Source organism: Microbacterium sp. W4I4 (genome assembly GCF_030816235.1).
Classification (GTDB): Bacteria; Actinomycetota; Actinomycetes; order Actinomycetales; family Microbacteriaceae; genus Microbacterium.
This window is the reverse complement of the sequence record NZ_JAUSXT010000001.1, coordinates 2,324,206-2,351,080: the sequence shown is the minus strand read 5'-3', so window position 1 is coordinate 2,351,080 and position 26,875 is coordinate 2,324,206. Positions and strand designations below refer to the sequence as shown.

General features: G+C 69.6%; 25 protein-coding genes. 15 read left to right on the top strand and 10 right to left on the bottom strand.

Features of this window, described 5'->3' with window-relative positions:
* Nucleotides 1-221: 221 nt before the first annotated feature.
* Nucleotides 222-1,022, bottom strand: a complete 801-nt coding sequence (locus QF046_RS11030; protein WP_307369682.1) for a MerR family transcriptional regulator — start codon at nt 1,020-1,022, stop codon at nt 222-224.
* A gap of 271 nt (nt 1,023-1,293) precedes the next feature.
* Nucleotides 1,294-2,598: an MFS transporter gene (locus QF046_RS11025; protein WP_307369680.1), complete on the bottom strand. Its 1,305-nt coding sequence runs from the start codon at nt 2,596-2,598 to the stop codon at nt 1,294-1,296.
* A gap of 73 nt (nt 2,599-2,671) precedes the next feature.
* Here QF046_RS11025 and QF046_RS11020 point away from each other — a divergent pair, with 73 nt between their 5' ends.
* On the top strand, nt 2,672-3,292 hold the full coding sequence (locus QF046_RS11020) for a helix-turn-helix domain-containing protein (protein WP_307369679.1): 621 nt from the start codon (nt 2,672-2,674) through the stop codon (nt 3,290-3,292).
* A 12-nt stretch (nt 3,293-3,304) separates the two neighbouring features.
* Here the strand turns inward: QF046_RS11020 and QF046_RS11015 are convergent, their stop codons facing one another.
* A complete protein-coding gene (locus tag QF046_RS11015; protein WP_307369678.1) occupies nt 3,305-3,769 on the bottom strand; it encodes an SRPBCC family protein in 465 nt (154 codons plus the stop codon).
* A gap of 16 nt (nt 3,770-3,785) precedes the next feature.
* Here QF046_RS11015 and QF046_RS11010 point away from each other — a divergent pair, with 16 nt between their 5' ends.
* The 5 genes from QF046_RS11010 (at nt 3,786) to QF046_RS10990 (ending at nt 9,164) form a co-directional block, all read left to right on the top strand.
* Nucleotides 3,786-4,106: a helix-turn-helix transcriptional regulator gene (locus tag QF046_RS11010; protein WP_307369675.1), complete on the top strand. Its 321-nt coding sequence runs from the start codon at nt 3,786-3,788 to the stop codon at nt 4,104-4,106.
* Nucleotides 4,107-4,318: 212 nt separating this feature from the next.
* Nucleotides 4,319-5,533, top strand: coding sequence for a methyltransferase (locus tag QF046_RS11005; protein ID WP_307369671.1), 1,215 nt, complete (start codon nt 4,319-4,321; stop codon nt 5,531-5,533).
* Between the two features lie 301 nt (nt 5,534-5,834).
* Nucleotides 5,835-7,184, top strand: coding sequence for a glycine betaine/L-proline ABC transporter ATP-binding protein (locus tag QF046_RS11000; RefSeq protein WP_373425697.1), 1,350 nt, complete (start codon nt 5,835-5,837; stop codon nt 7,182-7,184).
* On the top strand, nt 7,184-8,107 hold the full coding sequence (locus QF046_RS10995) for a proline/glycine betaine ABC transporter permease (RefSeq protein WP_307369668.1): 924 nt from the start codon (nt 7,184-7,186) through the stop codon (nt 8,105-8,107). The genes QF046_RS11000 and QF046_RS10995 overlap by 1 nt, the downstream gene beginning before the upstream one ends.
* Nucleotides 8,108-8,252: 145 nt before the next feature.
* Nucleotides 8,253-9,164 (top strand): glycine betaine ABC transporter substrate-binding protein, encoded by a 912-nt coding sequence (locus tag QF046_RS10990; protein ID WP_307369666.1) that lies wholly within the window; start codon nt 8,253-8,255, stop codon nt 9,162-9,164.
* 202 nt (nt 9,165-9,366) lie between these two features.
* Here QF046_RS10990 and QF046_RS10985 read toward each other — a convergent pair whose 3' ends face one another.
* The 4 genes from QF046_RS10985 to QF046_RS10970 are packed head-to-tail and all read right to left on the bottom strand — an operon-like array spanning nt 9,367 to nt 12,047.
* On the bottom strand, nt 9,367-9,738 hold the full coding sequence (locus tag QF046_RS10985) for a rhodanese-like domain-containing protein (protein WP_307369663.1): 372 nt from the start codon (nt 9,736-9,738) through the stop codon (nt 9,367-9,369).
* On the bottom strand, nt 9,735-10,349 hold the full coding sequence (locus tag QF046_RS10980) for a bifunctional 4-hydroxy-2-oxoglutarate aldolase/2-dehydro-3-deoxy-phosphogluconate aldolase (protein WP_307369660.1): 615 nt from the start codon (nt 10,347-10,349) through the stop codon (nt 9,735-9,737). The genes QF046_RS10985 and QF046_RS10980 overlap by 4 nt, the downstream gene beginning before the upstream one ends.
* A 29-nt stretch (nt 10,350-10,378) precedes the next feature.
* A complete protein-coding gene (locus QF046_RS10975) occupies nt 10,379-11,302 on the bottom strand; it encodes a sugar kinase (RefSeq protein ID WP_307369657.1) in 924 nt (307 codons plus the stop codon).
* A gap of 22 nt (nt 11,303-11,324) precedes the next feature.
* Complete coding sequence (locus QF046_RS10970) at nt 11,325-12,047, bottom strand: transcriptional regulator (RefSeq protein ID WP_307369656.1); 723 nt, start codon at nt 12,045-12,047, stop codon at nt 11,325-11,327.
* 164 nt (nt 12,048-12,211) lie between these two features.
* Here QF046_RS10970 and QF046_RS10965 point away from each other — a divergent pair, with 164 nt between their 5' ends.
* The 5 genes from QF046_RS10965 to QF046_RS10945 all read left to right on the top strand — a co-directional run bounded on the left by QF046_RS10965 (nt 12,212) and on the right by QF046_RS10945 (nt 18,536).
* Nucleotides 12,212-13,567, top strand: a complete 1,356-nt coding sequence (locus QF046_RS10965) for an MFS transporter (RefSeq protein WP_307369654.1) — start codon at nt 12,212-12,214, stop codon at nt 13,565-13,567.
* A gap of 23 nt (nt 13,568-13,590) precedes the next feature.
* The gene (locus QF046_RS10960; RefSeq protein WP_307369652.1) at nt 13,591-14,841 is read left to right on the top strand and encodes an alanine racemase; all 1,251 of its coding nucleotides are present in this window, start codon (nt 13,591-13,593) and stop codon (nt 14,839-14,841) included.
* A gap of 11 nt (nt 14,842-14,852) precedes the next feature.
* Nucleotides 14,853-16,442 carry an amidohydrolase family protein gene (locus tag QF046_RS10955; RefSeq protein WP_307369649.1) on the top strand — a complete coding sequence of 530 codons (1,590 nt, stop codon included), beginning with the start codon at nt 14,853-14,855 and terminating at the stop codon, nt 16,440-16,442.
* A 50-nt stretch (nt 16,443-16,492) separates the two neighbouring features.
* Nucleotides 16,493-16,876: a RidA family protein gene (locus QF046_RS10950; protein ID WP_307369647.1), complete on the top strand. Its 384-nt coding sequence runs from the start codon at nt 16,493-16,495 to the stop codon at nt 16,874-16,876.
* Nucleotides 16,877-17,045: 169 nt separating this feature from the next.
* Nucleotides 17,046-18,536: a lipase maturation factor family protein gene (locus QF046_RS10945; protein WP_307369646.1), complete on the top strand. Its 1,491-nt coding sequence runs from the start codon at nt 17,046-17,048 to the stop codon at nt 18,534-18,536.
* A gap of 115 nt (nt 18,537-18,651) precedes the next feature.
* Here the strand turns inward: QF046_RS10945 and QF046_RS10940 are convergent, their stop codons facing one another.
* Together QF046_RS10940 and QF046_RS10935 are read right to left on the bottom strand one after the other, a co-directional pair.
* The gene (locus tag QF046_RS10940; protein ID WP_307369643.1) at nt 18,652-19,581 is read right to left on the bottom strand and encodes a Gfo/Idh/MocA family protein; all 930 of its coding nucleotides are present in this window, start codon (nt 19,579-19,581) and stop codon (nt 18,652-18,654) included.
* 113 nt (nt 19,582-19,694) lie between these two features.
* The gene (locus QF046_RS10935; RefSeq protein ID WP_307369642.1) at nt 19,695-20,501 is read right to left on the bottom strand and encodes a hypothetical protein; all 807 of its coding nucleotides are present in this window, start codon (nt 20,499-20,501) and stop codon (nt 19,695-19,697) included.
* Between the two features lie 143 nt (nt 20,502-20,644).
* On the opposite strand from QF046_RS10935, the gene QF046_RS10930 reads away from it, so the two are divergent.
* Genes QF046_RS10930 through QF046_RS10920 form a run of 3 tightly spaced genes read left to right on the top strand, consistent with a single transcriptional unit; the run spans nt 20,645 to nt 24,718 of the window.
* Complete coding sequence (locus tag QF046_RS10930; protein WP_307369641.1) at nt 20,645-22,816, top strand: MMPL family transporter; 2,172 nt, start codon at nt 20,645-20,647, stop codon at nt 22,814-22,816.
* Nucleotides 22,767-24,083 (top strand): sensor histidine kinase, encoded by a 1,317-nt coding sequence (locus QF046_RS10925; protein ID WP_307369639.1) that lies wholly within the window; start codon nt 22,767-22,769, stop codon nt 24,081-24,083. Before QF046_RS10930 ends, QF046_RS10925 begins: the two co-directional genes overlap by 50 nt.
* Nucleotides 24,080-24,718 carry a response regulator transcription factor gene (locus QF046_RS10920; RefSeq protein ID WP_307369637.1) on the top strand — a complete coding sequence of 213 codons (639 nt, stop codon included), beginning with the start codon at nt 24,080-24,082 and terminating at the stop codon, nt 24,716-24,718. The genes QF046_RS10925 and QF046_RS10920 overlap by 4 nt, the downstream gene beginning before the upstream one ends.
* A 4-nt stretch (nt 24,719-24,722) precedes the next feature.
* Here QF046_RS10920 and QF046_RS10915 read toward each other — a convergent pair whose 3' ends face one another.
* Nucleotides 24,723-25,505: a GntR family transcriptional regulator gene (locus QF046_RS10915; protein WP_307369636.1), complete on the bottom strand. Its 783-nt coding sequence runs from the start codon at nt 25,503-25,505 to the stop codon at nt 24,723-24,725.
* 155 nt (nt 25,506-25,660) lie between these two features.
* On the opposite strand from QF046_RS10915, the gene QF046_RS10910 reads away from it, so the two are divergent.
* Nucleotides 25,661-26,869 (top strand): amidohydrolase family protein, encoded by a 1,209-nt coding sequence (locus QF046_RS10910; RefSeq protein ID WP_307369634.1) that lies wholly within the window; start codon nt 25,661-25,663, stop codon nt 26,867-26,869.
* Nucleotides 26,870-26,875: the final 6 nt, after the last annotated feature.

Sequence of the window (26,875 nt, the reverse complement as noted above, 5' to 3'; positions counted from 1 at the left end):
TCCAGGCCGGCTTTGGCGAGCGGATGCCGGGGCGACCGGCCGCGCGTGCGCGTGCGCGTGCACGTCGCTGCGGATGGAAAACGTCGGTTGCGCGGCATCCGGCCCCGCCTTTTCCATCTGCCTCGTTGCGCGCGGATGGAAAACGCGGGTTCCCGGGGCCTCCGACCGACGTTTTCCATCCGTGCGGTGGCTCAGCGAGGATCACCGGCGGATGCCGAAGCTCAGCCCCGCGTGACGGGCTGCTGCAATTCGGTGACCCAGTCGGACTGGTCCTCGGACTCGGCGCGCACGTACAGCTCGCGGCACGGCCCGGAGGGCACGTACCCGCGGGCGAGCATCTCGGCGTGCAGTGCGTGCCAGGTGTCGCGGATGCCGGACATCGGGCCCAGGTGGATGCCGCAGACGGAGCGCTCCACGGCGGGCAGGTCGATCAGTTCCAGGCCCTCGATCGGATCGCCGCTGTACGCGTAGCCGACGGTGATGCGCATCCCGTCGTCGGTGAGGTCGTACTCGGCGACCGGGGTCTCGAGCATCCCGTGCGGATCGGGCAGCGCATCCTCGACGGCGCCGAACATCGGGCCGACGGTCAGGCCGACCTCCTCTTCCGGGACGGTCTTGGTGCGCCCGACGAGACGGACGGCGGGCAGGGGCTTCTCGACGAATTCTGCAGATGACATGCGGTTCTCTCTTCCGATGAGGTGGAGCCTCCGCTCGACGTCGACGAGTCGCTCGGCCGCGATCCGGTGCTCGCGCTCGACCTGGGATCGGCGGGAGCGCAGCATCGTGGTGATGCGGTCGGCATCGATCCCCTCATCGAGGATGGCGCCGACGTGCTCCAGGCCGAACCCCAGCTGACGCAGCGCCACGATCCGATGCAGCCGGTCCAGCTGCGAGGGGTCGTAGGAACGGTAGCCGGTGAACTCGTCCACGTGCGCGGGCACGAGCAGTCCGGAGGTGTCCCAATGCCGAAGCATCCGGTGGGTCACCTGGCCGACCTGCGCGAACGCTCCGATGGACAACATGTCTCTGTTCTCCCGCCTGACACCGTGTCAGGGTCAAGTCTGCCGGGTGAACCGGCGCGGCACGGATGGAAAACGCTGGCCCAGAGTCCGTGCCACCGACGTTTTCCATCCGGTCCGGGTGCGGGAGATGGAAAACGCGGGTTCCTGGGGCCTCCGGCCGACGATTTCCATCTCTGCGGCGTGCGGCCGCGAGGAGAGGCCGCGAGGGGATGCCGCGAGGGGCGGGGGCGAGGAGAGGCCGGGCGAGGGGATGCCATGGCGCAGCGCGACCTCAGCGAGCGGATGCCGCTGACACCGGCTCCTCGTACTGCTCGGCGTGCTCGACCCAGCCGGCCTCGGCGGGGATCGAACGCAGCGGGCGGCTCGCGACGCCCATGATCAGTGCGATCGCGCAGAGCGCCAGACTGAAGATCAGCGTCGGTCCGCGCCCGGCCCAGGCAAGTCCGAACCCGGCGATCAGCGGCGACAACGGCATCGCACCCATGCTCAGCACTCCGCCGACGCTGTTGACCCGGCCGACCAGCGCCGTGGGCGTGGCCACCATCAGGTACCCGCTGAAGGCCGCGTTCAACGCCGGGATCAGGAAGACCGCCGCGCTGATCAGCAGCGCCACGCCCCAGGGAGTCTCCACGAACACGCCGCCGGCGATGGCGGCCGTGCAGGCGAACAGGCCCAGGATCATCAGCATCCCGGCCCCGATCCGCGGCACGAGCGTCGGCGCCAGTAGCGCGCCCACGAGCATCGCCGCACCGGATGCCGCCATCATCCAGCCGATCGTCGCCTCGGAGTGCCCGGCCTGCAGCACCGAGTAGATCATGGTGGTGATCCCGGCGTTCAGCCCGAGGTTGATCACGGTGGCGACGACGGTCCCGGTGCTGAGGTCGGGCCGGCGGAACAGCCAGCGCACGCCCTCGCGCAGCTCGCGCAGGCCGTTCTTGGGGAGAGCGGGGAGGGCGGATGCCGCAGCATCCGCCGCACCGGCCCGCTCCCACCCGACCCGCCGACCCAGCGCCCACGCCGCGACGGCGGACACCAGGCTGCTGATCACCATCGCCGCTCCGATCAACCAGCCGCCTGCGGCCAGCAGCATCCCCCCGATGGGTCCGCCGGCCAGTTGCAGGGCGGCGTCGCGGCCCTGGTTCGCCGCCTGCGCGCGGCCCATCATCTCGCCGGGCACGATGTCCTTCAGTGCGGCCTCGCCCGCCGGGCTGAACAGGCCGGCGACCCCGGCCAGCAGCACCTCGAACAGCAGCAGGCTGACGAAGTCGATGCCACCCGCGAGCGCCATCGCGGTGAACGCGCCGGCGACGAGAACACCTGCGGCCGCGCCCAGAGTCATCATCAGGATGCGGCGGTGCCGGTCGGCCAGCACGCCGCCGGTCAGCGTCGCCAGCAGTCGAACGATCGTGCCCACGGCCGCGATGATGCCCGCCTTCGCGGGGTCGTTCGTGATGACCAGCGCAAGCAGCGGCACGGCGAAGCTGAACAGCGTCATCGCCAGGCCCTTCCCCGTGTCGGAGGTGAGCCACAGCAGGTACGGAGTCTGCCGCCAGAGTCGAGGCGAGGTGGTTGTCATGCGCGCAACGATAATCGTGCAAGAAGAGTTGCGCAATAGGAATTGCGCAAATAATCCTGACTAGACTGTGGGAATGACAGAGCAGGCGGATACTGCAGACGCGGAGACGCCCGGGGGCGAGGAGGCCACCCAGGCCACGACCGCCATGCTGAAGGCGTTCACGCATCCGCTGCGCCGACAGATCCTGCGGCTGCTCGGCAAACGCGAGTACCTGCGTGCCGCCGATGCCGCGGAGGCGCTCGGGGTGCCCGCGAACAAGGTCAGCTTCCATCTGCGCGTACTGGCAGACGCGGGGCTGCTCGTCGAGGCTCCGGAGCGCGCGCGCGATCGCCGTGATCGGGTCTGGAAGGGCCAGGCGGCCGCAGTGAAGCTCGGCGGGCCCGAGGCTCCGATCGACGACCCCGCCCTCGGCGATGCCGTGCTGGCCGCGCTGATCGATGACCACTACGACCTGGTGCGTCGGATGGTGGCCTGGACTCCCGACTACATGGCGGGACGGACCACCGAGATGCACGCCGAGTTCTCGCAGAAGACCCTGCGCCTGACCGAAGCGGAATTCGTAGCTCTGATCGACCGATTCGACGAGATCGCCCGTGAAGCCAAGGAGGCGCACGACCTCGCGCATCCGGACCGCGACGATCCCGAATCCCGGATCTGGAACATCGACATCATCGCCGCCGACGACACGATCTGACCCGCTGAGGCGCTACCTGTAGAACCCCTCGCGCAGGTTGATGCCGTGCTCGAGCCATGCCTTGAGCGCGGCCAGCATGCCGGTCCAGCCCTCGCAGTTGCCGAAGGCGCTCTTGGCCCCGGCGTGCGTCGCACGCCACGCGTTCTCGCTGATCGTGACCAGCGTGCGCGTGCCGTCGTCGATCGGCGCGAACTCGAAGACCACGCGCGTGACGTCGGCGAGCGAGTCGTTCCCGCCCCATTCGATGACGATCCGTTCGGGTGCGACCGCCTCGACGACCGTCACGGGGAAGCGGCCGGGGAAGTCGGCGAAGTCCCAGCTCACGTCCGCACCGGGTTCGAGGCGGCCGCGCGCGCCGCCGGTGGTGAAGTAGTGGGAGAGCTGGGCGGGGTCGGCGACGGCCTCGTAGACCTCGGCGATCGGGCGCGAGACGCGGCCCGACACCGTGAAGGAGAGTTCGGTGAGTTCCTGAGACATGTTGTAAGATTACAACATGTCGTCGGCAGAGGGAACAGGGGATGACGATCTCGTCTTCAAGGCGCTCGCGGCGCCGATCAGAAGGCGGATGCTGGATGCGCTTCGCCCCTCCGAGCTGACCACCGGCGAGCTGTGCGCCCGCTTCTCGGAACTGGACCGCACGACGGTCCTGCAGCATCTGCGGGTGCTCGAGCGCGCGGACCTCGTGATCGGCCGCCGCGTCGGACGTGAGCGCCGCCTCTCGCTGGCGCCGCAGCCGATCAAACGCATCTTCGACCGCTGGATCGGGGACTACGCTCGGGCCGCCGTCGAGCTGCTCGACGATCTGGACGACTGAGAGCCCGCGGATGCGCTCGTGCTCACATATCCGCAGCACCGTCTCACCGCCCGATCCCCGGTCGGCGCTTCCAGGTCGCAATGGATGCCGGAACTCTGTACCGCCCGCCGTTCAGGTCGCAATGGATGCCGCCTGAATCGCCGGGAGGCGGCAACCAGTGTGACCTGGAGTGCACCGAGAGGGTCGACAGGCGCCGCCGGTAGGGTGATCGGGTGCCCGAGTTCGACTACAGCAGCCTGCGCCGGTTCCCCGACGTGGAGGCGCCGAACCTGCAGGCCTGGGATGCCACCGATGAGCTGCTCGTGCAGGCTGCGCTCGCCGCGGAGGTGCCCGGCACCGAGATCGCCGTCATCGGCGACGGGTACGGCGCGATCGCGCTGGCGCTGACGGATGCCGGGCTGCACGGCATCCGCGTGCATCAGGATCTCGTGACCGGTCGGCAGGCGCTCGCCGCCAACTCCGTGGCTCTGGGGCTGACCGACTGGGTCGCCCACGAACTCGACCGGGAGCTGCTCGACGGTGCCCACCTGGTGCTGGTGCAGCTGCCGAAGGCGCTCGCCGAGCTGGAGGAGATCGCGGATGCCGTGGCCCGCTGGGCCGCACCCGACGCGACCCTGATCGCCGGCGGGCGCGTCAAGCACATGACCCTCGCGCAGAACGAGGTGCTCGCCCGCTTCTTCGGGCACGTGCAGCCCCAGCGCGCGGAGCGCAAGTCGCGTCTGATCATGGCATCCGCTGCCCTGTCGGTACCGGCGACCCCGCCGTTCCCGATCTCCCAGACGCACGACCTCGACGAGAAACCATATTCCACATCAGAAACCACGTCAGCACGTGTTTCTCGCGCGCAAAGTGGTTTCTCGGCGGGCGGGCTCGCGGGACACACGTCGCTCACCCTCGCCGCGCACGGCGGAGCCTTCGCGGGCGCGAAGCTCGACATCGGCACCCGCGCGCTGCTGGAGACCATGGCGACGCTCGCGATCCCGGTGGTGAACCCGCACGTGATCGACCTGGGCTGCGGCACCGGCGCCCTCGCCGCGGCGTTCGCGCGGCAGCATCCGGATGCTGTGATCATCGCGACCGACCGCTCCGCCTCCGCGGTGCGCTCGGCCCGCGCCACGATGGCCGCCAACGGGCTCGAGGGTCGCGTGCACGTCACCCTCGACGACGCCGGCTCCGAGCTCCCCGATGCGAGCGCCGATCTGATCCTGCTGAACCCGCCGTTCCACCTCGGCGCGAGCGTGCATGAGGGTGCCGGGCAGCGCCTGATCCAGGCCGCCGCGCGCCTGCTGAAACCCGGCGGCGAGGTGTGGACCGTGTTCAACTCGCACCTCGATCACCGGCGTGCGCTGAGCCGCGATATCGGCGCCACCGAGCAGGTCGCGCGCACCCCGAAGTTCACCGTCACGCGCAGCATCCGCCGCGGCTGAGGGGTTCGGGCGGCATTTCCGACACGCCCTTAACTCCCGGTGAGACCGCGAAACCCGAAATCAGATTTGCCACCGGATCAGCCATTCGTTAGCGTGGACAGGTGGTCGAGGGGCCACAAGACCAGTCCGCGGCCGCGTCCTTCTTTCGACTCGAGCTGTACACGAAGAGGCGTGGGCGTACGGTCGATGTTCTTTGCGAGGATCCGAAATCCTCGTCCGCGCCGCCAGTACAGCGATTGTCGAAACGGCCCTGTGATCATCACCCGGACGTTACCGAAGCAGGCTCGCCGACACCCTGGAAATGGGTGAGTCTGTCAGGGGAAACGTGTCCGAAATCGCTCTCGAAGCGCACCATCTGTACAAGGTCTTCGGTCGCAGTCCGCAGCATGCGGTCAAGCGTCTGAAGGCCGGCGAAACCCGAACCGACGTGCTCGACGCCGGCACCGCAGCGGTCATCGACGCCAGCTTCACCGTCAACCGCGGTGAGATCTTCGTGATCATGGGACTGTCCGGATCCGGCAAGTCCACCATCATCCGCATGCTGAACGGCCTGCACGACATCACCGACGGCGAGGTGATCATCGGCGGTGACGACATCGCCAAGGCGCCGCCCGCCGCGCTGCGCGAGATCCGCCGTGAGCGCGTGTCGATGGTCTTCCAGCACTTCGCGCTGCTGCCGCACCGCACGGTCGCCGCGAACGTCGCCTACCCGCTGGAGCTGAAGGGCATCGGCAAGACCGAGCGCCTGCGCAAGGCCGAGGAGATCCTCTCCCTGGTCGGCCTGGAGGGCTGGGGCGACAAGCTGCCCAGCGAGCTCTCCGGTGGCATGCAGCAGCGCGTCGGCATCGCCCGCGCGCTCGCCGCCGACACCGACATCCTGCTCATGGACGAGGCGTTCAGCGCCCTCGACCCGCTGATCCGCCGCGAGATGCAGGAGCAGCTCGTCGAGCTGCAGGCCAAGCTGCAGAAGACCATCGTCTTCATCACGCACGACCTCAACGAGGCCATGTTCCTCGGCGACCGCATCGCGGTCATGCGCGACGGCCGCATCGTGCAGATCGGCACGCCCGAGGACATCCTCACCGACCCCGCCAACGACTACGTCGAGCAGTTCGTGCAGGACGTCGACCGCGCCCGCGTGCTGACCGCCGCGAACGTCATGGAGCGTGCGCGTCCGGTCGTGCCCGACACCGCCGGCCCGCGCACCGCGCTGCGCCAGATGCGGGACTCCTACATGTCGGCGACCTACGTCGTCGGCCGTGACCGCCAGCTGGTCGGCATGGTCACCGACCGGGATGCCGTGAAGCTGGTGCGCAAGGGCGAGTCCTCGCTCGCGTCGATCCTCAAACCGGTCCCGCAGAGCGTCGACGAGAACGAGGTGCTGATGAACCTCTTCATCCCCTCCGTCGAGTCGCCCCTGCCTCTCGCGGTGACGGATGCCGAAGGACGCCTGACCGGCGTCATCCCGCGTGTCACCCTGCTCGCCGCCCTCGGCCCCGGTCCGGGGGCCACCGGCGAGCTCACCCTGCCGCTGAACCCGATGCCGCAGGCCGTTATCGACGAGGTGCTGGCTGAGGCCCAGGATGCGGTGGAGACCGCATCCGCCGCGACCGCCGCCTCGTCGCCCGACTCCGCAGAGGAGGCGCATTGATGGATGGATTCCGCATTCCGCTCGGAGACTGGGTCGAGACCGGCCTGAACTGGCTGCTCGACAACCTGGAGGGGCTGTTCACCTTCGTCTCCACCGTCATCGGTGCGTTCGTCGACGGCCTGTCGACCGCGCTGATCGAGACCCCGTTCCCGGTCACGATCGCGATCTTCGCCCTGATCGCCTGGCTGCTGCGCTCCTGGAAGCTGGCGGTGGGCACGATCCTGTCGTTCGTGTTCATCCTGGCGCTCGACCTGTGGACTCCTGCCATGCAGACCATGGCGCTGGTCATCGTCGCCGCCGTCATCGCCGTGCTGATCGCCGTGCCGCTGGGCATCTGGTCGGCCCGCAACGACCGGGTGCGCGCGACGCTCAAGCCCGTGCTGGACTTCATGCAGACCATGCCCGCGTTCGTCTACCTGATCCCCGCGATCATGTTCTTCGGCATCGGCGTGGTCCCCGGCGTGGTCGCCACGGTCATCTTCGCGCTGCCTCCGGGCGTGCGCCTGACCGAGCTCGGCATCCGCGGAGTCGACAGCGAGACCGTCGAGGCCGGACACGCGTTCGGCGCGACCCCGGGGCAGATCCTGCGCGGTGTGCAGCTGCCGCTGGCGCTGCCGACCATCATGGCCGGCATCAACCAGCTGATCATGCTGGCCCTGTCGATGGCCGTGATCGCCGGTATGGCCGGCGCCGACGGACTCGGCAAGCTGGTCGTGCAGGGCATCTCGTCGATGGACATCGCGCTGGGCGTGGAGGCCGGTCTCGGCATCGTGCTGATCGCCGTCTTCCTCGACCGCTGCACGGCGGCCCTCGCGGAGCCCTCACCGTCTTCGCTGCTCGGCATCCTCGAGCGCCGTCGTCAGGACCGCCGCCGGCAGGAGGCCGCCGAGGCGGCGATCGCCCCTGGCTTCGCCACCGCCTGAATCTCGTCGCGGCCCGAACCCGGGGCTCCGACCCGTCACGGCCGGACCGGCCGTGACGCGCGGGCTGGACAGCACCACCCGCACACCGCAGTACCGAGTCCCATACATAACGCACGATGTCATGCATCACGAAAGAAGGAATCTCATGAAGAAGCGACAGCTCACCAGCATCCTGGCGTTCACCGCCGCTGCATCCCTCGCTCTCGTCGGCTGCGCGAGCGGCACGAACGACACCCCAGGCGACAAGCCGGCCGGCGATGACAAGGGCACCGTCACGCTCGGCTTCCTGCCCGGCTGGACCGACGGTCTCAGCACCGCGTACCTGCTGCAGGACCAGCTCGAGAAGCTCGGCTACAAGGTCGAGATGAACACCCTCACCGAGGCCGGCCCGCTGTACACCGGCCTCGCCAAGGGCGACGTCGACATCTACCCGTCGGCCTGGCCCGAGCTGACCCACAAGTCCTACATGGACAAGTTCGGCGACGACATCGAGGACCTCGGCAAGTACTACGACAACGCCAAGCTCACGATCGCCGTGCCCGAGTACACCAAGATCGACTCGATCGAGGAGCTCAAGGGCAACGCCGACATGTTCGGCGGCAAGATCATCGGCATCGAGCCCGGTGCCGGCCTGACCAAGCAGACGCAGGACAGCATGCTGCCGGAGTACGGCCTGGACGGCGAGTACGAGCTCGTCACCTCGTCGACCGCGGCGATGCTCACCGAGCTCGACAAGGCGACGAAGAAGAAGGAAGACATCGTCGTCACGCTGTGGCGCCCGTTCTGGGCCAATGACGCGTACCCGATCAAGGACCTGAAGGACCCGAAGGGCGCCATGGGCGAGCCCGAGGGTCTGCACTTCCTGGGCACGAAGGGCTTCAGCGAGGCGAATGCCGAGGCTGCGGACTACATCGCGAAGATCAAGCTGAACGATGAGCAGTACGGCGCGCTCGAGGGCCTCGTCACCTCGGACGAGTACAAGGACAAGTCGGCGGAGGCCGTCGACAAGTGGATCGAGGAGTACGGCGACCAGATCGACTGGCTCGTCACCGAGTAAGGACTCCGATCTCCCCTCCCGCTCGGGAGGAGTTCTCCCCGATGGGAGGAGCTTTCACCGCGAAGGCTCCTCCCATCGCTGTGTTCTCCTCCGGAGCGTGCGCGGTCGCTGCGGGGCCGGAGGGCGAGCGGATGCCGGGGCGAGCGGATGCCGCGCGCTCAGGCCTCGGCGGTCACCAGCGGATCCGGCGTGGCGCGGGTGGTCACGCCGTCCGACTCGGTGGGGAAGCCGTTGCGCACCCAGTACTCGTAGCCGCCGAGCAGCTCGCGCACGTCGAGCCCCGCGGTGAGCAGGGTCCGGGCCGTGGCGGTGGCTCCGTTGCATCCGGCCCCCAGCCGTAGACGATCAGGGTGCGATCCCGCGGCAGGTCGTCGATGCGCGCCTCGATCTCGGTCGTGGGCAGGTGCAGTGCGCCGGCGATGTGCCCGTGCTCCCACGACTCCTGCCGCCGCGTGTCGACGAGCACGGCGGCACCCGACGCGACCGCGCGCTCGGCGGCGACCACGTCGATCTCGAACGCCAGCCGCGCCTCGACGTGCGCGAGCCGGGAGGCGAGGACCGCGGCGTCGGTCATGACCGGTCCGCGCCGCCGAGCAGACCCGCCAGCAGGGGCAGCTGCGCCGGGTCCTCGAGGGCGGAGCCGACCGCCACGACGCGGGCGCCGGCCTGCAGGAACTCGCCCGCGTTGGCGGCGCTCATTCCGCCGGTGGTCACGAACTGCGCCTGCGGGAACGGACCGTGCATGGCGGAGAGCCACCGCGAGCCCAACTCCGAGGCGGGGAACGCCTTCAGCCAGGTCAGCCCGGACTTCATCGCCAGCTGCACCTCGCTCGCCGTGGCGACACCGGGCATGCTGAGCAGGCCCGCCTCATGCGATGCGCGGACGACGTCGAGGTCGAGACCGGGGCTCACTGTGAAGACGGCACCGGCGGATGCCGCCTGTGCGACGTGCGCGAGGGAGACCACCGTCCCGGCGCCGACGGACTTGCCGCGCTCCTTGCCGGCGGCGGCGACCACGCGCAGCGCCTCGATGTCCTCTTCGGTCTGGATCGGCAGCTCGACGACCTCGATGCCGAGATCCCAGGCGGTGGTCGACACCGCGAGGCTGCGCTCCACGCCCATGCCGCGCAGGATCGCCATCAGCGGTGAGCCGCCGAACAGCTGCTCGAATCCGGAATTGTCCATGAGTGTCCCTTTCGATGGGTGGTGCGTCGTCATTCGACGGCCGTGACCGGTACGTCCTCGGTGGACTGGAGCACCAGGTGCGCGCGCCGGTGGCCTGCCTGCAGCCGCTCCTCGGGCGGCCTGCCGTGGAGCTTCGCGGCGAGCCAGCCGGCTGCGAACGCATCCCCGGCGCCGACCGCCTCGACGACCTCGGTGCGGATCGCGGGCACGAAGACGGTGTCCGCGGCGGAGAACTCCGTCGCCCCGACATCCCCGTCCTTGACGATCAGATGGCTCGGCGCGGCGACCAGTGCGCGCACCTCGTCCGCGGTGCGGCAGCCCCAGAGCGTCTCGGCCTCGTCGAGGCCGACGAACACGATGTCCGAGCGGTTCGCCAGGTCGAGCAGCACGGGTGCGGCGACGGATGCCGGCCACAGGGCGGCGCGATGGTTGGCGTCGAAGCTCAGCGATCCGCGGCCTGCCGTCGTGACGCGGTCGATGACCGAGTCGATCAGGGCTGCGCAGGATGCCGAGAGGGCGGGCGTGATGCCGGAGACGTGCACGATCTCGGCATCCTCGAACGGAACCTCGGCGACGCTCTCGGGACTCATCCGCGATGCCGCGGAACCGGCGCGGTAGTAGTGCACACCATGACCCGGGTCCTTGAAGTACACGCCGGTCGGGGCGTCGGGGGCGAAGCGCACCCATCGGGTGTCGACGCCCTGCCCGGTCACGGTGCGGTGCACGCGGTGCCCGAGCACGTCGTCGCCGAGCGCGCTGACCCAGGCCGCACGCTGCCCGAGAGCGGCGACGTGGGCGGCGACGTTCGACTCGGCGCCGCCGATGGTCAGGCGCACGTCGTCGGCATCCGCCAGTCGCGTCGCGTCGTGCGGTGTGACGAGAACCATCGTCTCGCCGAGGGCGATGACGGCGGGCACGGCGGTGTCCGCTGAGGCAGGGGAGGGGTGATTCACGTTCTCCATGATGGCGGAAGCCCTAGCGGCGGGCCCGAGCCTCCTCGAGGTAGCTGTACGCGGTGACACGGGAGATGCCGAGCCGCTTGGCGATCGCCTCGACGGACTTGCGCATCTGGGTCGCACCGCGCTGATCCAGGCGCTCGAGCACGGTGATCTTGTCGTCGCGCGACATGTTCTCGACGGGGCGGCCGATCTCGTGCATGGCATCGCTGATCATCGAGTCCATCACGGCGACGAGGTCGGTGCCGAAGTGCTCGCGCGGGGCGTTCGGCATCCGTTCCGATGCCGGCAGCAGCGCGGTCAGGACATTGCGCGCCTGCTGGATCGGGCTCAGATCGACGTTGATGCACAGCGACGCGATGATGTCGCCGTCGGCGTTGTGGAAGTACACCGATGAGCACCGCAACTGGCGCCCGTCAGCCGTGTAGGCGGTGTACCCGAACGCGTCGTGATCGGCTCGGCGGTCCTTGAGCACGTCGAGTCCGAGCGATGTCGAGGGTCCGCCGACCGCGCGTCCGGTGACGTGGCCGTTCTCGATCGCCATGATCGTGTGACCGAGGTCGACGTCGTCGCCGTCGAGGTTGTGCAGCACCACCTCGACGGAGGGGCCGGCTGCGGTCGCGAGCGCCCGCATCACGGGCTGGTACAGGCGCAGCACCGCCTCGGCCGTGTCGTAGGTCTGACGGGCGACATCCTGAGCGAGGCCTTCGATGGCGTCTTCTGCTGCGGTCCTGGTCTTCATCGCTTCCTCATTGAGATCGACGGCGGCTGAACGAACTGTTCTGAACAAAAAATAAGCGGGATAGACAAAATGTCTCTCTGCCTGCTAGCTTAGCGTCACCCCAGACGTCTCGTCGAGGCCCGCGCGCTCTGCGCGGCCCATTCTCACCCAGCAAGGAGGCTCGGATGACGACTGTGTCCGCATCTCGCGGTCTGTCCCAGAAGCAGCGCAAGACGGTGGCCGGCGGTGCCATCGGAACGCTCATCGAGTACTACGACTACTACCTGTACGGTCTCGCCTCGGCAGCCGTGTTCCCCGCCGTGTTCTTCTCCTCCGAAGACCCGGTGATCGCCCAGCTGTCCTCCTTCGCCACCTTCGCCGTGGGCTTCTTCCTGCGCCCCGTCGGCGGCATCATCTGGGGCATCATCGGCGACCGGATCGGCCGCAAGACGGTGCTGATGAGCACCGTCATCGGCATGGGCCTCGCCACCACCGCCATCGGCCTGATCCCCTCCGATCACGCGATCGGCGTCGCGGCACCGCTGCTGCTGCTGTTCTGCCGACTGCTGCAGGGCTTCTTCGTCGGCGGTGAGATGGGCGGAGCCGCGACGATGGTCGTCGAGGCTGCTCCCATCGGGAAGAAGGGGCTGTACGGCGCCTTCCTCATCAGCGGTGCCGGTGTCGCCAACGTCGTCTCCGGCGGCCTCATGGCCGTTCTCGGCCTGACCCCCGGTTCCTGGTTCCTGGAGTGGGGCTGGCGCATCCCGTTCGTGTTCTCGATCGTCCTCGCGATCGTCGCGGTGATCCTGCGCCGCCACCTCGAGGAGTCCGACGAGTTCGTCGAGACCCAGACACTGCAGCTCGCCGCCGCAGGCAAGAAGGCCAACCCGCTCATCGAGGTGTTCCGGCACCCGAAGAACGCGATCATGGGCATCCTCATCGGACTGCCGCAGTCCATCGCCGGATACGTGGTGCTCACCTACGGCCTGGCGTTCATGGTGGGCAACAAGCACCTACCGGCCTGGATGGGCTTCGCAGGAACCATGATCGTGGGTCTGCTGCAGATCGTCGTCGCCCCGCTGTGGGGTCACATCTCCGACAGGATCGGCCGCCGCACGGTGTACATCATCGGATGCCTCGGCTTCGCCGCCATGGTCTATCCGGCATTCATGCTGTTCAGCACCGGCAACCTGTGGCTGATCTGGCTCGGGCAGATCATCGGCTTCGTCGTGTTCGGTGTGGCCATGCAGGCCACGCTCGCCACGATGCTCGCCGAGATGTTCGACCCGGAGGCCCGCACCACCGGCGTCAACATCGGCTACCAGATCTCGAACACGCTCGGCGGCGGCCTCGCTCCGCTGATCTGCACCGCGTTGGTCGCGGCTGCCGGCGGTTCATTCTGGCCGGTCGTGGTGTACGCGGCCGTCATCGCGGTGGTCGGCGTGATCGCCACGCTGATGGCATCCATCCGCCCGGATGTCGAGGGCGCCGGCCGTCTGCACGAGCTGGCGGCCACCTCCACCATCAAGACGAACGCCTGAGAGAAGGGTCCAGAATGGTCCACGTGGACGACGCACCCCTGACCGCACGCGACAAGGGACTGCCGGCGCGAGCGATCGGCTCGACGACGGCGGAGTTCCTCGCCACGCGTCCACGGCTGGACGAGTTCTGGACCCCTCTCATCGCGCTCGACGACGCGGCGATGGATGCCAACATCGCCACCATGTCGGCCTGGTGCGTCGAACGCGGCCTGGAGATCATGCCGCACGGCAAGACCACCATGGCGCCCGCGCTCTGGAAGCGTCAGACCGACGCCGGCGCGACCGGCATCACCCTGGCGACGATGGGGCAGGTGCGCACCGGCCGCGACCTCGGTCTCGACTCGATCATGCTGGCGAACGCGGCCGTCGATCCGCGCTCGCTGGCGTGGCTTGCCGCAGAGCTGGCCGACCCGGGCTTCCGGTTCGTCAGCTGGGCGGACTCCGTCGAGACCGTCGAGGCGATGGAGCTCGGTCTGCTCGCGACCGGCGCGGAGCGTGCGGTAGCCGTGTGCGTCGAGCTGGGCGCGGCCGGCGGCCGAACCGGCGCGCGGTCGATCGCCGAGGCCGTGCGCGTCGCGGAGCGCATCGCCGCGTCGCCCGTGCTGCGCCTTGCCGGCGTCGCCGGCTACGAGGGCAGCCTCGGGCATGACCGCTCGGACGCCGCGCTCGCCGCAGTTCGCGCCTACCTCGAGGCGCAGCTGGAGCTGCACGCGGAGCTCGGCCGTCTGTACGACGACGGCGAGCTCTTCGTGACCGCCGGCGGCAGCGCCTACTTCGACATCGTGGCCGATGTCTGGGCGGGCGCGGCCCGCGATGGGCGCACCCGCTTCACGCTGCGCTCGGGCGCGTACATCGTGCACGACGATGGCTTCTACCGCGGCATCTCGCCGTTCGACGAGGGTGCGGAGCATCCGGCAGGCTCGCCCCGATTCGTCAACGCGATGCACGGCTACGCCAGGGTCGTATCCAGCCCGGAACCCGGTCTGGCCCTGGTCGACGGCGGCAAGCGCGATCTGCCCTACGACGAGGGTCTGCCGATCCCGCGGGCCTGGCGCGCCACGCCGTCGGATGAGTGGCAGCCGCTCGACGCCGAAGTGTCGGCGATGAACGACCAGCACTCCTACGTGCGCTCCGAGCAGCACCTTCCGATCGGATCGGTCGTGCGGCTGGGGCTGTCTCATCCGTGCACCGCGTTCGACAAGTGGCGCGTGCTGCCGGTGGTCGAGTCCGCCGACTCCGACGTCGTCATCGATCTCGTCCGCACCTGGTTCTGAGGCGCGGGAGTATGAGCACTCGCACCGTGCTGCGCGGGGGATCCGTGATCTTGCCGACCGGACCCGTGCCGGCCGACGTCGCGATCGAGGGCGGCGAGGTGACGCAGGTCGGCGTCGTCGATGCGCTCCCGGGTGATGTCGTGATCGACGCATCCGGACGGTTCGTGCTGCCCGGCCTCGTCGACGTGCACTCGCATGCCGACGGCCTGCTGGGCGACCCCGACGTCGCCCGCGCGCTGCTGAGGCAGGGCGTCACGACGGTGATCGGCGGCCAGGACGGCGTCTCCTATGCGCCGGGTGACGGCGCGTACGCATCCGAGTACTTCGCGGCGATCAATGGACCGCACCGCACCTACCGGGGCGGGGGTGTCGCGGCATACCTCGCCGACACCGACGGGACCTCGCCGCTGAACGTCGGCTACCTCGTCCCGGCGGGAACCGTGCGCTTCGAGGTGTGCGGACGCGACTCCGCTCCGGCAGGCGTGGAGGACCGGCAGCGGATGGCCGCGCTCGTCGCCGAGGGGATGGATGCTGGGGCGCTGGGCCTGTCGAGCGGCCTCGACTACGTGCCGGGCATCTTCCAGGACGCCGCGGAGATCGCGGCCCTGTGCGCACCGGTCGCACAAGCCGGCGGCGTGTACGTCACCCACATGCGCGGCGGCTACGAGTCGAACACCGCCGCGGGCATCTCCGAGGTGGCCGAGATCTCCCGCCGTGCCGCAGAGGCCACCGGATCGCCGCTGAAGGCGCACATCTCGCACTTCCACGCCGAGGCCGATATCGTGCTGGCGCAACTTGACGCGCTGGAGGATGCCGGAGTGGATGCCACCTTCGACGCCTACCCGTATGTGCGCGGCTGCACGCTGCTGGGCATGCCGCTCCTGCCGCCCGAGGTCTCGATGCTGCCGAAGGACGAGGCGGTCGCCGTGATCGCCGATCCCGCCGGCCGTGCCGCACTGCGGGAGGCCTGCACGACCCGGGCCACCCAGAGCGCCAGCCTCGGCCCCGACTGGCCCGACATGATCACGCTCGCCCACCTCGCGGCACCCGAGCTGGCGTGGGCGCACGGTCTCACCCTGCGCGCCGCTGCCGAGCGCGCGGGAACCTCGCCGATCGACTTCGCGCTGGACGCCCTGGTGGCATCCGGGCTGGAGTGCAGCGCGGTGATGGCCGTGCGGCATCCGCGCAGCAGCGCCGAGCTCGCCCGCATCTTCGCCCACCCCGCGCACACCGGGGGCTCCGACGGCATCTTCATCGGCGCCCATCCGCACCCGCGAGCCGCGGGCACATTCGCCCGGTACCTCCGCGAGTACGTGCGCGAGCTCGGCACCTGGAGCTGGGCCGAGGCCGTGCACCACCTGTCGGCGCTGCCGGTGCGCCGGTTCGGGCTCGGCCGGCGCGGTGCGGTCGAGGTCGGTGCGATCGCCGATCTGATCATCGTCGACCCGGCCTCCGTGGCCGACACCTCCACCTACGAGGACCCGCGCACCCTGGCCGTCGGCATCGATGACGTGTTCGTGCACGGCATCCGCGTCCTCGCCGACGGCGAGCTGACCGGCGCCCTGCCCGGGCGCGGACTGCGCCGCGAACCCGGCGCCTGAGAACTTCCCCGCATGGGGTCAGACCTGTTGTCAACAGAAAGGAAAGCAATATGCCGAAGACCGGTTTCCACACGGAGGGCGTGCCCGCACCCGCCGGCCCCTACAGCCACGGGGTCGTCGCCAACGGCTTCCTGTACACGGCGGGATTCGGTCCGCAGGACGCCGCCAACGGCAACGCGGTCGCCGCTGACGCCGGGGAGCAGACCCGCCAGGTGCTCCGCAACATCCAGACGGTTCTCGCCGTGCACGGACTGACGATGGACGACGTCGTCAAGTCGACGGTGCACCTGCAGGACCTCAGCGACTTCGCCGAGTTCAACGCGGCGTACGAGGAGTTCTTCACCGCTCCGTACCCGGTGCGCACCACGGTGGGCTCGCAGCTGGCGAACATCCTCGTCGAGATCGACGTGGTCGCCGCGTTCCCGCAGGGCTGAGCGCGCCGGCGTGACCCTCCCGTTCGGGAGGAGTTCTCGCCGTGGGGAGGAGCCTTCGACGCGAAGACTCCTCCCCACGCTGCGTTCTCCTCCCGAGCGCGTGGTTCGAGCGTGTGGTTCGAGGTGTCAACCCCTCCCGGTGCGCCCGCGCACGTCGTAGCCTGTCGTCATGGACGGGTTCGCCGCCGTCGACTTCGGCTTCGCCCGTGAGGTCCTGCAGCGGGGCATCGCGGCGCTCTTCGCCGTCGCCTTCCTGTCCACCCTGAACCAGTTCCGCCCGCTGCTGGGGGAGCGCGGGCTGCTGCCCGCGCCCGACCTGCTCGCGTGGGTGGCATCGTCGAAGGCCAGACGGCGGATGCTGCATCCGACGGTCTTCACCCGCATCCGCTACACGGATCGCCGACTGGTCGTGCTGTGCGGTGTCGGGATGCTGATCGCGCTGGCTCTGGTCGCCGGCATCCCGCAGCTCGGACCGCCATGGGTGCCGATGATCTGCTTCCTGCTGCTGTGGTTCGGGTACATGTCGATCTCCAGCATCGGGCAGACCTTCTACGGATTCGGCTGGGAGATGCTGCTGCTCGAGGCGGGGTTCCTCGCGGCCTTCCTGGGGTCGCGCGACCAGCCACCGCCGACCGTGGTGATCGTGCTGTTCTGGTGGCTGCTGTTCCGGCTGGAGTTCGGCGCGGGCATGATCAAGATCCGCGGCGGACGCGAATGGCGCGACCTGACCGCCATGATGTTCCACCACGAGACCCAGCCGATGCCCGGGCCGCTCAGTCGCCAGGCGCATCTGCTGCCGGCGTGGTTCCACCGGGGCGAGGTGCTCGGCAACCACTTCGCGCAGTTGATCGTGCCGGTCTTCCTGTTCGCCCCGGCGCTGGCGCTGCTCCAGAGATGGGTCCCTGAGCTCGTCGAAGGGCCGCAGATCGTCGGCACCGTGGCGGCCGGCGTCGTGATCCTCACCCAGCTGTGGCTGATCGTCACCGGCAACTTCGCCTGGCTGAACTGGGCGACGGTGGTCGTCGCGTTCTCGGCGGTGTCGCTGCCCGGCTCTTCGACAGGCTCAGCGACCCAGGGCGGATGGGTCCCTGAGCGCGTCGAAGGGTACTGGACCGTGATCACCGCCGCCGTCGGCATCCTCTGCCTGGCTCTCAGCTGGCCGGCGCTGCGCAACCTGTTCGCGCGCCGTCAGCTGATGAACGCGAGCTTCAACCGCTGGCAGCTCGCGAACGCGTACGGCGCGTTCGGCACCGTCACGAAGGAGCGCATCGAGTACATCGTGGAGGGCACGGAGGATGCCGATGCGGATGCCGCGGACTGGCGCGAGTACGAGTTCAAGGGCAAGCCGGGCGATGTGCACCGCATCCCGCGCCAGTTCGCGCCGTACCATCTGCGCCTGGACTGGCTGATGTGGTTCCTGCCGCTGGGCCGCTCGCTGGAGGACTGGTTCACGGCCTTCCTGTGGCGGCTGCTCGAGGCCGACCCCGCGATGCTGCGGATGCTGTGCCACGACCCCTTCGAGGGGCGTCGCCCGCGCTGGGTGCGCGTGATCTCGTACCGCTACCGGTTCACGACCCGCGCTCAGCACCGCGCGACCGGCGACGTGTGGCTGCGCGACCGGCGCCGCGTGCTGGTACGGCCGGTCGCGCTGCGGGTCTGAAGGAGGTTTGCCGTTCTGAAGGATGCTGCGCGCCGTTTTCTCCTTCAGAAGTGCATTCGTCCTTCATTCGTGGCGGGCGGGCGGGCGGGCGGGCGGGCGGGCGGGCCGGGGCGGGTCAGAGGACGACCGGATGCCCGGAGGCGAGCGACGCGTAGGCGGCATCCACCAGGGCGACCGCGGCGACGCCGTCCTCGGGTGTGACGCGCGCGTCGCGGCCGGTGCGCAGCGCGTCGAGGAAGTCTGCGAGCTGCGCCCGGTACGGGTCGAGATCGGATGCCGGGGGCAGATACCCCTCGCGGGCGCCGCCGAGCTCATCGGTGCCGAAGCGCAGGGCGCCATCCGCCCCGACCACTTCGACCTGCGAGCGGAACGGGGTCTCGGGCCCGAACCAGTCCGCGCGCACGTGGCTGATCGCCCCGTTGACGTGCGTGAGGGTCACGTGTGCCGAGACCGGCGGCTGCTCGTCGGCCCGATCCTGCGTCGCCGACACCTCCGCGACCGGACCCGCAAGCCAGAGCGCCTGGTCGAGGTCGTGGATCATCAGGTCGCGGATCAGCCCGCCGCCGAGCTCCTGCGAGTAGAACCAGGCCGCCGAGGGTGCGGCGACCGTGCGGCGGAAGGTGAGCTCCAGCATCCGCCCCACCGTCTCGCGCTGCTCGTGCAGTCGCCGGTACCCGTCGAAGTAGCGCACGACGTGGGCGGGGAACAGCCGCACCGCGGCCGCGTGCGCGGCATCCGTCATCGCCTGCGCGTCGGATGCGGTGAGCGCGAGCGGCTTCTCGCACACCACATGCCGGCCGCGGTCGAACGCCGCCTGCGCGATGTCCGGATGCGAGGGCGTCGGGCTGACGATGTCGACGATCTCGGACGCGTCGAGCAGCGCGTCGAGGGAGTCATGGATGCGGATGCGGTACTGCTCCGCGAGAGCATCCGCTCCGGTGCGACGCAGGATGCCGACCTCGGCGCCGAGCGCCAGCCAGCCCTCGATGTGCGGCGGGGCGATGCCTCCCGCGCCGACGATCCCGACCTGCGGTGTGCTGTCCATGGTGCCGAGCCTACGACCCGGTGCGGGCACTTCTGAAGGACGTATGCACTTCTGAAGGATGCAGCGCACGCCAGCGTCCTTCAGAAGTGCATACGTCCTGAATCCGGGACGGGTCAGGCCTGCGAGTCGTCGCGGCGCAGCGGCATCCGCTCGGGCTCGGGGGCCGCGGGCGGGGCGGGAGCAGAAGCAGGGCCGGCCGACAGTTCGCCGGCGACCTTCTTCTCGAGCACCTGCACGGCCTCGTCCGAGAGAAGGATGAGCCCTTCCAGCTCGTCGCGCACGCGCTTGTATGCGACCTGCCGCTCGGCCCGGGTGGCGGACTCGTCGAGAGCGACCTTCAGCATGTGCTGTGCGCGGTCGAGGCGCTTGCGCTCATCGACGCTGAAGCTCGAGTCGCGCAATCTGCGGGCGTCGCGCTCGGCGACCTCGAACGCCACGGCGTAGTTTCCGACGGCGTCCAGATACTCGGTCACGCGCTGCTCGGTGACCTTCGCATCCGCGGATGCCGGGCGCAGCGCGTCCGCCGTCTTCTTCGCCCGCAGGAACGCCGCGGTCAGGGGCTGGCGGCCGTCGCTCATCGCGGGGAAGGCGATGAGCTTGGCGACGTCGAGCTCGTAGTCGAGCCAGCGCGCGGTGATCTCGTCGTGCTCCGCGAGCAGGCGCTCGAGGAGCTCGTTCGGAGGGACGGATGCCGGCTGCGCAGGCGCCGCGGTGACCGGCGCTGCGGCGAAGCCTCGCGCCTGGATCTCGGCGGTCTTGAGCTGAGTTTTCACCCGCAGCGTCTCGAGGCGCCGCTCATGCCGGCGCTTCGCCCCACGGTCCCAGGACTTTGCGATCCCGCCGACAGCGCTGCTGACCACGCCGAACACGACGAAGCCCAACCACCAGTGCTCGGCAGCCCACCGCCAGAATTCATCCATGATGAACTCAGCCTAATCACCCGGCGCCGTCGTCGTGCCGCCGGGTTCCCGTGCCTGCGGCCGGCGCCTCATCCTTTTGGAGGAGTGGCGGTTCACCCTCGTTCGCGATGTGCTCGGAAGCGGCCGCTGGTGAAGTGGATGACATGGCAGCTTCTGGTGTGCAACGGCACTTCTCCGACCGACTCACGTCCCGCCGCGGTGCGTGGATCTCACTGGGCCTCGTGGTCCTGATCATGGTGCTCCTCTTCGGCGCGTTCGGCTCCGCGAAGGCCCCGGCCAGCAACGCGCAGGCTCCCACCGACGCGGAATCCACCCGGGTCGCGGAGATCCTCAAGAGCTTCCCGAACGCGGACCGACAGTCGGTGCTCGTCGTCGCCTCGCGCGACGACGACGCGAAGCTGACGGATGCTCAGGTCGGAGGCCTGAAGGGGATGCTGCCGGTTCTCGACGAGCATGCGGATGCCGATTCCACCGGCCCTCTCGTCAGCGAGGACGGCAGGGCCGCGGTGATCGTCACCCCGATCAAGGTGGGCGACACGAACGCCGAGACCGCCGAGGTGCTCAAGGAGCTGCGGGCGGATGTCGTGGAGCAGACCCCGACCGGTCTGACCCTGCAGGTGACGGGTGGCCCGGCGTTCGGCGCGGACGTGGCCTCGTCGTTCGAGGGCGCGGACTTCACCCTGCTGCTCGTGACGATCCTGATCGTCGCGCTGCTGCTGATCATCACCTACCGCTCGCCGGTGCTCTGGCTCATCCCGCTCGTGGTCGTCGCGCTCGCCGACGGGCTCGCCGGGCGCCTGACCGCCGCGGCCGGATCCGCCTGGGACCTCCAGTTCGACGCCGGCATCATCAGCGTGCTCGTGTTCGGTGCGGGCACGAACTACGCGCTGCTGCTCATCTCGCGCTACCGCGAAGAGCTGCTGCGCACCGAGAACCATCGCCAGGCGATGAGCACCGCCTGGCGCAAGGCGGCACCGGCGATCATCGCCTCCAACGCGACCGTCGTGCTGGCACTGCTGACCCTCGTTCTCGCCGTCATCCCCGGCACCCACGGCCTCGGCATCTCCTCGGCGATCGGTCTGCTCGTCGCCGTGGCATCCGTGCTGTTCCTGCTGCCGCCGCTGCTGGTGGTGTGCGGCCGCAAGGTGTTCTGGCCCTTCGTGCCGCGCCCCGCTCCGGCATCCGGAACCGCGCCGGTGTCCGGTAGCAGTGCCGACAAGCCCGCCCGCGAGCACGGCCGCGGCTGGCGCCGCATCGCCGCGCACGTCGTCACGCGTCCCGTCGTCAGCCTGCTCGCCGGGCTCGCCCTGCTCGCGGTGATGGCGACCGGACTGTTCGGCACATCGATCGGGCTGAACCAGATCGAGAAGTTCCGGGTGCAGTCCGAGTCCTCGATCGGCCTCGAAGTGCTGTCGAACCACTTCCCGCCCGGTGAGGCGCAGCCGATCCTCATCGTCTCCGCCACGGCGCAGGCCGATGCGGTCGTCGCCGCCGTCGACGACGTCGAGGGAGTCGTGCGGGCGCACGCGGTCGGCACCGCGGATGAGCTGACCAAGATCATGGTGACCAGCGACTACGCGCCGAGCACCGAGCAGAGCCTCAACCAGATCGCCGAGCTGCGCGAAGCGGTCCACGCCGTCCCGGGTGCGGATGCCCTGGTCGGCGGTGCGGTGGCGACCGACCTCGACTCCCGCACCGGCAACCAGGCCGACCTGCTGCTGATCGCCCCGCTCGTGCTCGCGGTCAGCCTGCTGGTGCTCGTCATCCTGCTGCGGTCTGTGATCGCACCCGTGCTCTTGCTCGTGGTCAACCTGGCCAGCGCGGTCGCCGCGATCGGCGCGGGCTCCTGGCTGAGCCGGGTGCTGTTCGACCAGCACGCCCTCGATCTGCAGGTGCCACTGCTCGCGTTCCTGTTCCTCGTCGCCCTCGGCATCGACTACACGATCTTCCTCGTGCACCGGGCCCGGACCGAAGCGGCTGTGCACGGCACGAAGGGCGGGATGGTCGAAGCGATCGCGCACACCGGCGGCGTGATCACCAGCGCCGGCATCGTGCTGGCGGCCGTGTTCGCCGCCCTCGGCGTACTGCCGCTCGTCACCCTCGGGCAGCTCGGACTCATCGTCGGCGTCGGCGTGATCGTGGACACCCTCGTGGTGCGCACCGTGATCGTGCCGGCGATCTTCGCCCTGATCGGCGACCGCATCTGGTGGCCAGGCACGCCGAAGCGTCCCTCGGCCGAGAACACCCAGGAAGCAGAATGGACCCATGAGCCTCGTGAGTTCGCCGTTGTCGCGACCAGCACTGACGCGCGCTGAGAACGTCGGGCCGGCGTCGGCCGGCCCGACGATGCGGGCGATGGAGATCGGCCAGCACGTCATCGCCGCCGGTCTCGCCGCGATCGGCACGATCCGCGCGATCGGCGACGGCACTCCGGTGGCCGCCGCGGTGATCTCGGGGCTCGCGATCCTCGCCTGGCACACGGCCGGCACGATCCTGCCCTCGCGGTCGTCCTCGCGCGCACTCGTGGTGTGGTGGCTGATCGGGTTCGGCGTGATCTGGATCGCCGCCGTCGCCGTCTCATCCGAGTTCGTCTGGGTCGCCTTCCTGCTCTGGCTGCTCGCCGGCCATCTGCTGCCGGTGCCGTGGGGGCTGGTGTACTCGGGAGTCGTGCTCGCCGTCGTGATCACGGCGCCGATCATGCACCACGGGACCACCAGCTACGCGAACGTGTTCGGGCCGCTGATCGGCGGGATCTTCGCGTTCGGCATCTCCCGCGGCTACCTGCAGCTGCTGCGGGATGCCGCCGAGCGCGAGCGGCTGGTGGGCTCGCTCACCCGCGCGCAGCAGGAGATGGCCGATCTGCAGGACGAGCTCGCCCTCGCGCAGCGCCAGTCCGGTGCCATCGCCGAGCGCACGCGCATCTCCCGCGACATCCACGACACGATCGCGCAGGCGCTCTCGTCGATCCGGCTGCTCGCGCATGCGGGAGCAGGGCGGAGTGCGGATGCCGAGGCGGCCCGCACGCTCACGCAGGTCGAGACCCTCGCGGGCGACAGCCTGGCGGATGTGCGACGGATCGTCGCGGCCCTGGTTCCGGCCGAGCTGGAGGGTGACGTGCTCGCCGCAGCGCTGCGCCGGATGCTGGATCGCGCGCACGACGAGGTCGGGCTGCAGGTCGAGCTGCATGTGGACGACACGCTTCCGCTGCTGCCCACCGAGGTGGAGGTCGCGCTGCTGCGCACCGCGCAGTCGGCCCTGGCGAACGTGCGTCTGCACTCCGGCGCCACCCGCGTGGTGATGAGCCTGGTCGATGCGGATCGCACCGTGCGCCTGGATGTCACCGATGACGGTGCGGGCTTCGATGCGCCCGCCTGGGAGAAGCACACCGAGTCCGGTTCGTCCAGCTACGGTCTGCGGTTCATGCGCGGACGACTGCGTGAGCTCGGCGGCGGGCTCGACATCGAGAGCGCGCCCGGTGAGGGCACCACGATCTCGGTGCACCTGCCGATTCATCCCGAGCAGGCTGCACCGGTAGCCGACCCGGCATCCGGCTCCGAGACCACGAACGAGGAGAAGCCATGACCACCGTGCTCATGACCACCGTGCTGATCGTCGATGACCACCCCGTCGTGCGCAGCGGACTGCGCGCCGTTCTCGAGAGCGGCTCCGTGCACGTCGTCGGCGAAGCCGCGACCGGCGAGGAGGCGATCGCGCTGTCGGGTCATCTGCATCCGGACGTCGTGCTCTGCGACCTTCGGCTGGGCGACGGGATCGACGGCATCCGCACCACCGCGGCGCTGCGCGCCCTCGACCCGGCACCCGCCGTGCTGATCCTGACCACCTTCGATCGGGATGCCGAGATCCTCGGCGCGATCGAGGCAGGAGCCGCCGGCTACCTGCTCAAGGACGTCGCCCCCGAGGTGATCGTCGAGGGCATCCGGCGAGCAGCGGCGGGCGACATGGTGCTCGCGCCGGAGCTGGCCGCGCGGGTGCTGCAGGGGCTGCGCAGCCCGCGCCCCAAGCTCACCGACCGCGAGGTCGAGGTGCTCCGACTGCTGGCGACGGGGGCGGCGAACAAGGAGATCGCCCGCGCGCTGTTCGTCAGCGAGGCCACCGTCAAGACCCACGTGGCCCACATCTTCACCAAGCTGGACGTCGACAGCCGCTCCCGCGCGATCCACATCGCCCGGGAGACCGGGCTGATCCAGTCGGGTTGACGCGTCAGCGCGGGCCGATCTTCCAGGGCTCCTTCACCGAGCGGATGAAGGAGTACGTCACCAGGTCGCGGTGGTGCACCTCGCGCGAGTACGAGATGCGCTGGCCGCTGAGCGTCGCGCCGACGATCGTCCACATCTTGGCGACCTCACCCTCGGGCTGCTCCAAGTGCGAGGCCTCCTCGGAGGTGAGGGCGGTGACTCCGGCCGAGACGACCTCCCAGGCGATCGCCTCGGACCACAGGTCATGGGCGATGTCGAAGATCGGCCGCGTCGGGTCGATGAAGGGCCGCTCCATCCCCGCAGGCATCGGCAGGATGTACTCGCCGACCATCGCGGGGATGTCATCGGCGAACCACCGCAGTCGGATATGCGCGCCGACGGGCTCGATCTGCGGATGCAGCAGAGCGGCGATGTCATCGGGAATGGCGTCGAAGGATGCCGACAGCACCTCGACCGACGGGGTGTATCCCATGCGCGCCAGGATGTCGCCGTACTCGACGCGCGCCTCGAAGCGTGCGCTCAGTCGCAGGGTGAGCGGGTCGACCGTGGTCGCGGCGCCCTGACGGCGCACGACGATCCCCTGGTTCTCCAGGTCGGCGAGGGCGTGGCGGATCTGCTGCCGCGTGCATCCGAGCGCCTCGGCGAGCCGGTGCTCGCCGGGCAGTGTGGCGTCGGCGGCCACCGCCTCGCGAACATGCCGGAGCACGCCGCTGAGGATGCGTTCGCTGTCGTTCAGCGGGGTGCGCGTCCTGCGCTCGCTCCACGCGCCCATCGTGCCGTCGGTCATCGCCGTCCCCCCGCTCCAGGCAAGCATATGCGGCCCGGATCGTCCGTGTCGTCACAAAATCTCAACTAGTCAACAAGTTGAGCAAGTATGGACTATACCTATCAACAAGTGCGGTTTCTCTGCTACTTTCAGTCCACCCGCACAGAGGAGCGCAAGTGACGACGAAGATCGACAGCATCCGGGGCATCCCCGTCTGGGACGGCCAGTCCTTCCTCGGGGCGAGCCGCCTCGACTGGGCGGGCGACCGGATCCATGCCGTCGAGCCCGATGAGCCCTCGCTCGACGGGTACTGCGTCATCCCCGGCCTGATCGACACCCACGTGCACCTCGGCGCCTACTCCGGTTCGGGCCGCGCGGACTGGTCGTCGTGGCCGCTGATCACCCCGTGGGAGGAACAGGTCTTCCATATCGCGAACAACGCGCAGAAGGCTGCGCGTGCGGGGGTCACCACGCTGCGCGATCTCTCGGGTGACGAGCGGCAGCTGGCCGTGAAGCGGGCGTTCGACGAGGGCATCCAGCAGGGACCGCGCATCCTCGTGCACGGCGCCGTCGGCATGACAGCCGGTCACGGCGACCTCTTCATCCCACCGCATTACCCGCACCGCGGCCGCACCGCCGACAGCCCCGACGAGTGCCGCAAGCTCGTCCGCGAGTTCGCCCGCATGGGCGCGGACGGCATCAAGATCTTCACCACCGGTGGCGTGCTCTCGATGGGCGACAAGGTGGGCTGGCGCAACCAGACGCTCGACGAGATCCGCGCGACCATCGACGAGGCGCACGCGCTGAGCATGCCCGTCGCCGCGCACAGCCACTCCGCCGAGGGCAACGAGATCGCCCTCTCCGCCGGCGTCGACTCCATCGAGCACGGCACCGGGCTGGAGCGCGACCAGTGGGATCGGCTCATCGAGCGCAGCATCTCCGTCGCCCCGACGCTGCTCATCAACGACGCCATCGCCGAGGGCCGCGTCGACGTCGGCGATGAAGCGCAGGAGAAGGCGAAGGAGGTCGTCGCCTACCGTGACTCGCTGTTCGGAGACGCCGGCCGCGCCGGCATCCGCTTCGTCCTCGGCACCGACGCGAACGGCGTCTTCGTGCAGTTCGGCGACCAGATGGAGGAGGTCCGCCTCATGGCGCGCATGTTCGGCTGGACCGCCGAGCGCGCGCTGAAGGCCGCGACCTCCGATGCCGCCGCCGTCGTCCGGATGGCGGACCGCATCGGCACGCTGGCTCCCGGTCACGGCGCCGACTTCGTCGTGCTGCGCGGTCGCCCGTGGGAGAACATCGACGACCTGGACGTCGAGAACATCGTCGCCGTCGTGTCACGAGGCCGTCTCGTGCACGGTTCGCTGCCGAGCGCTGCCTGACGGTCG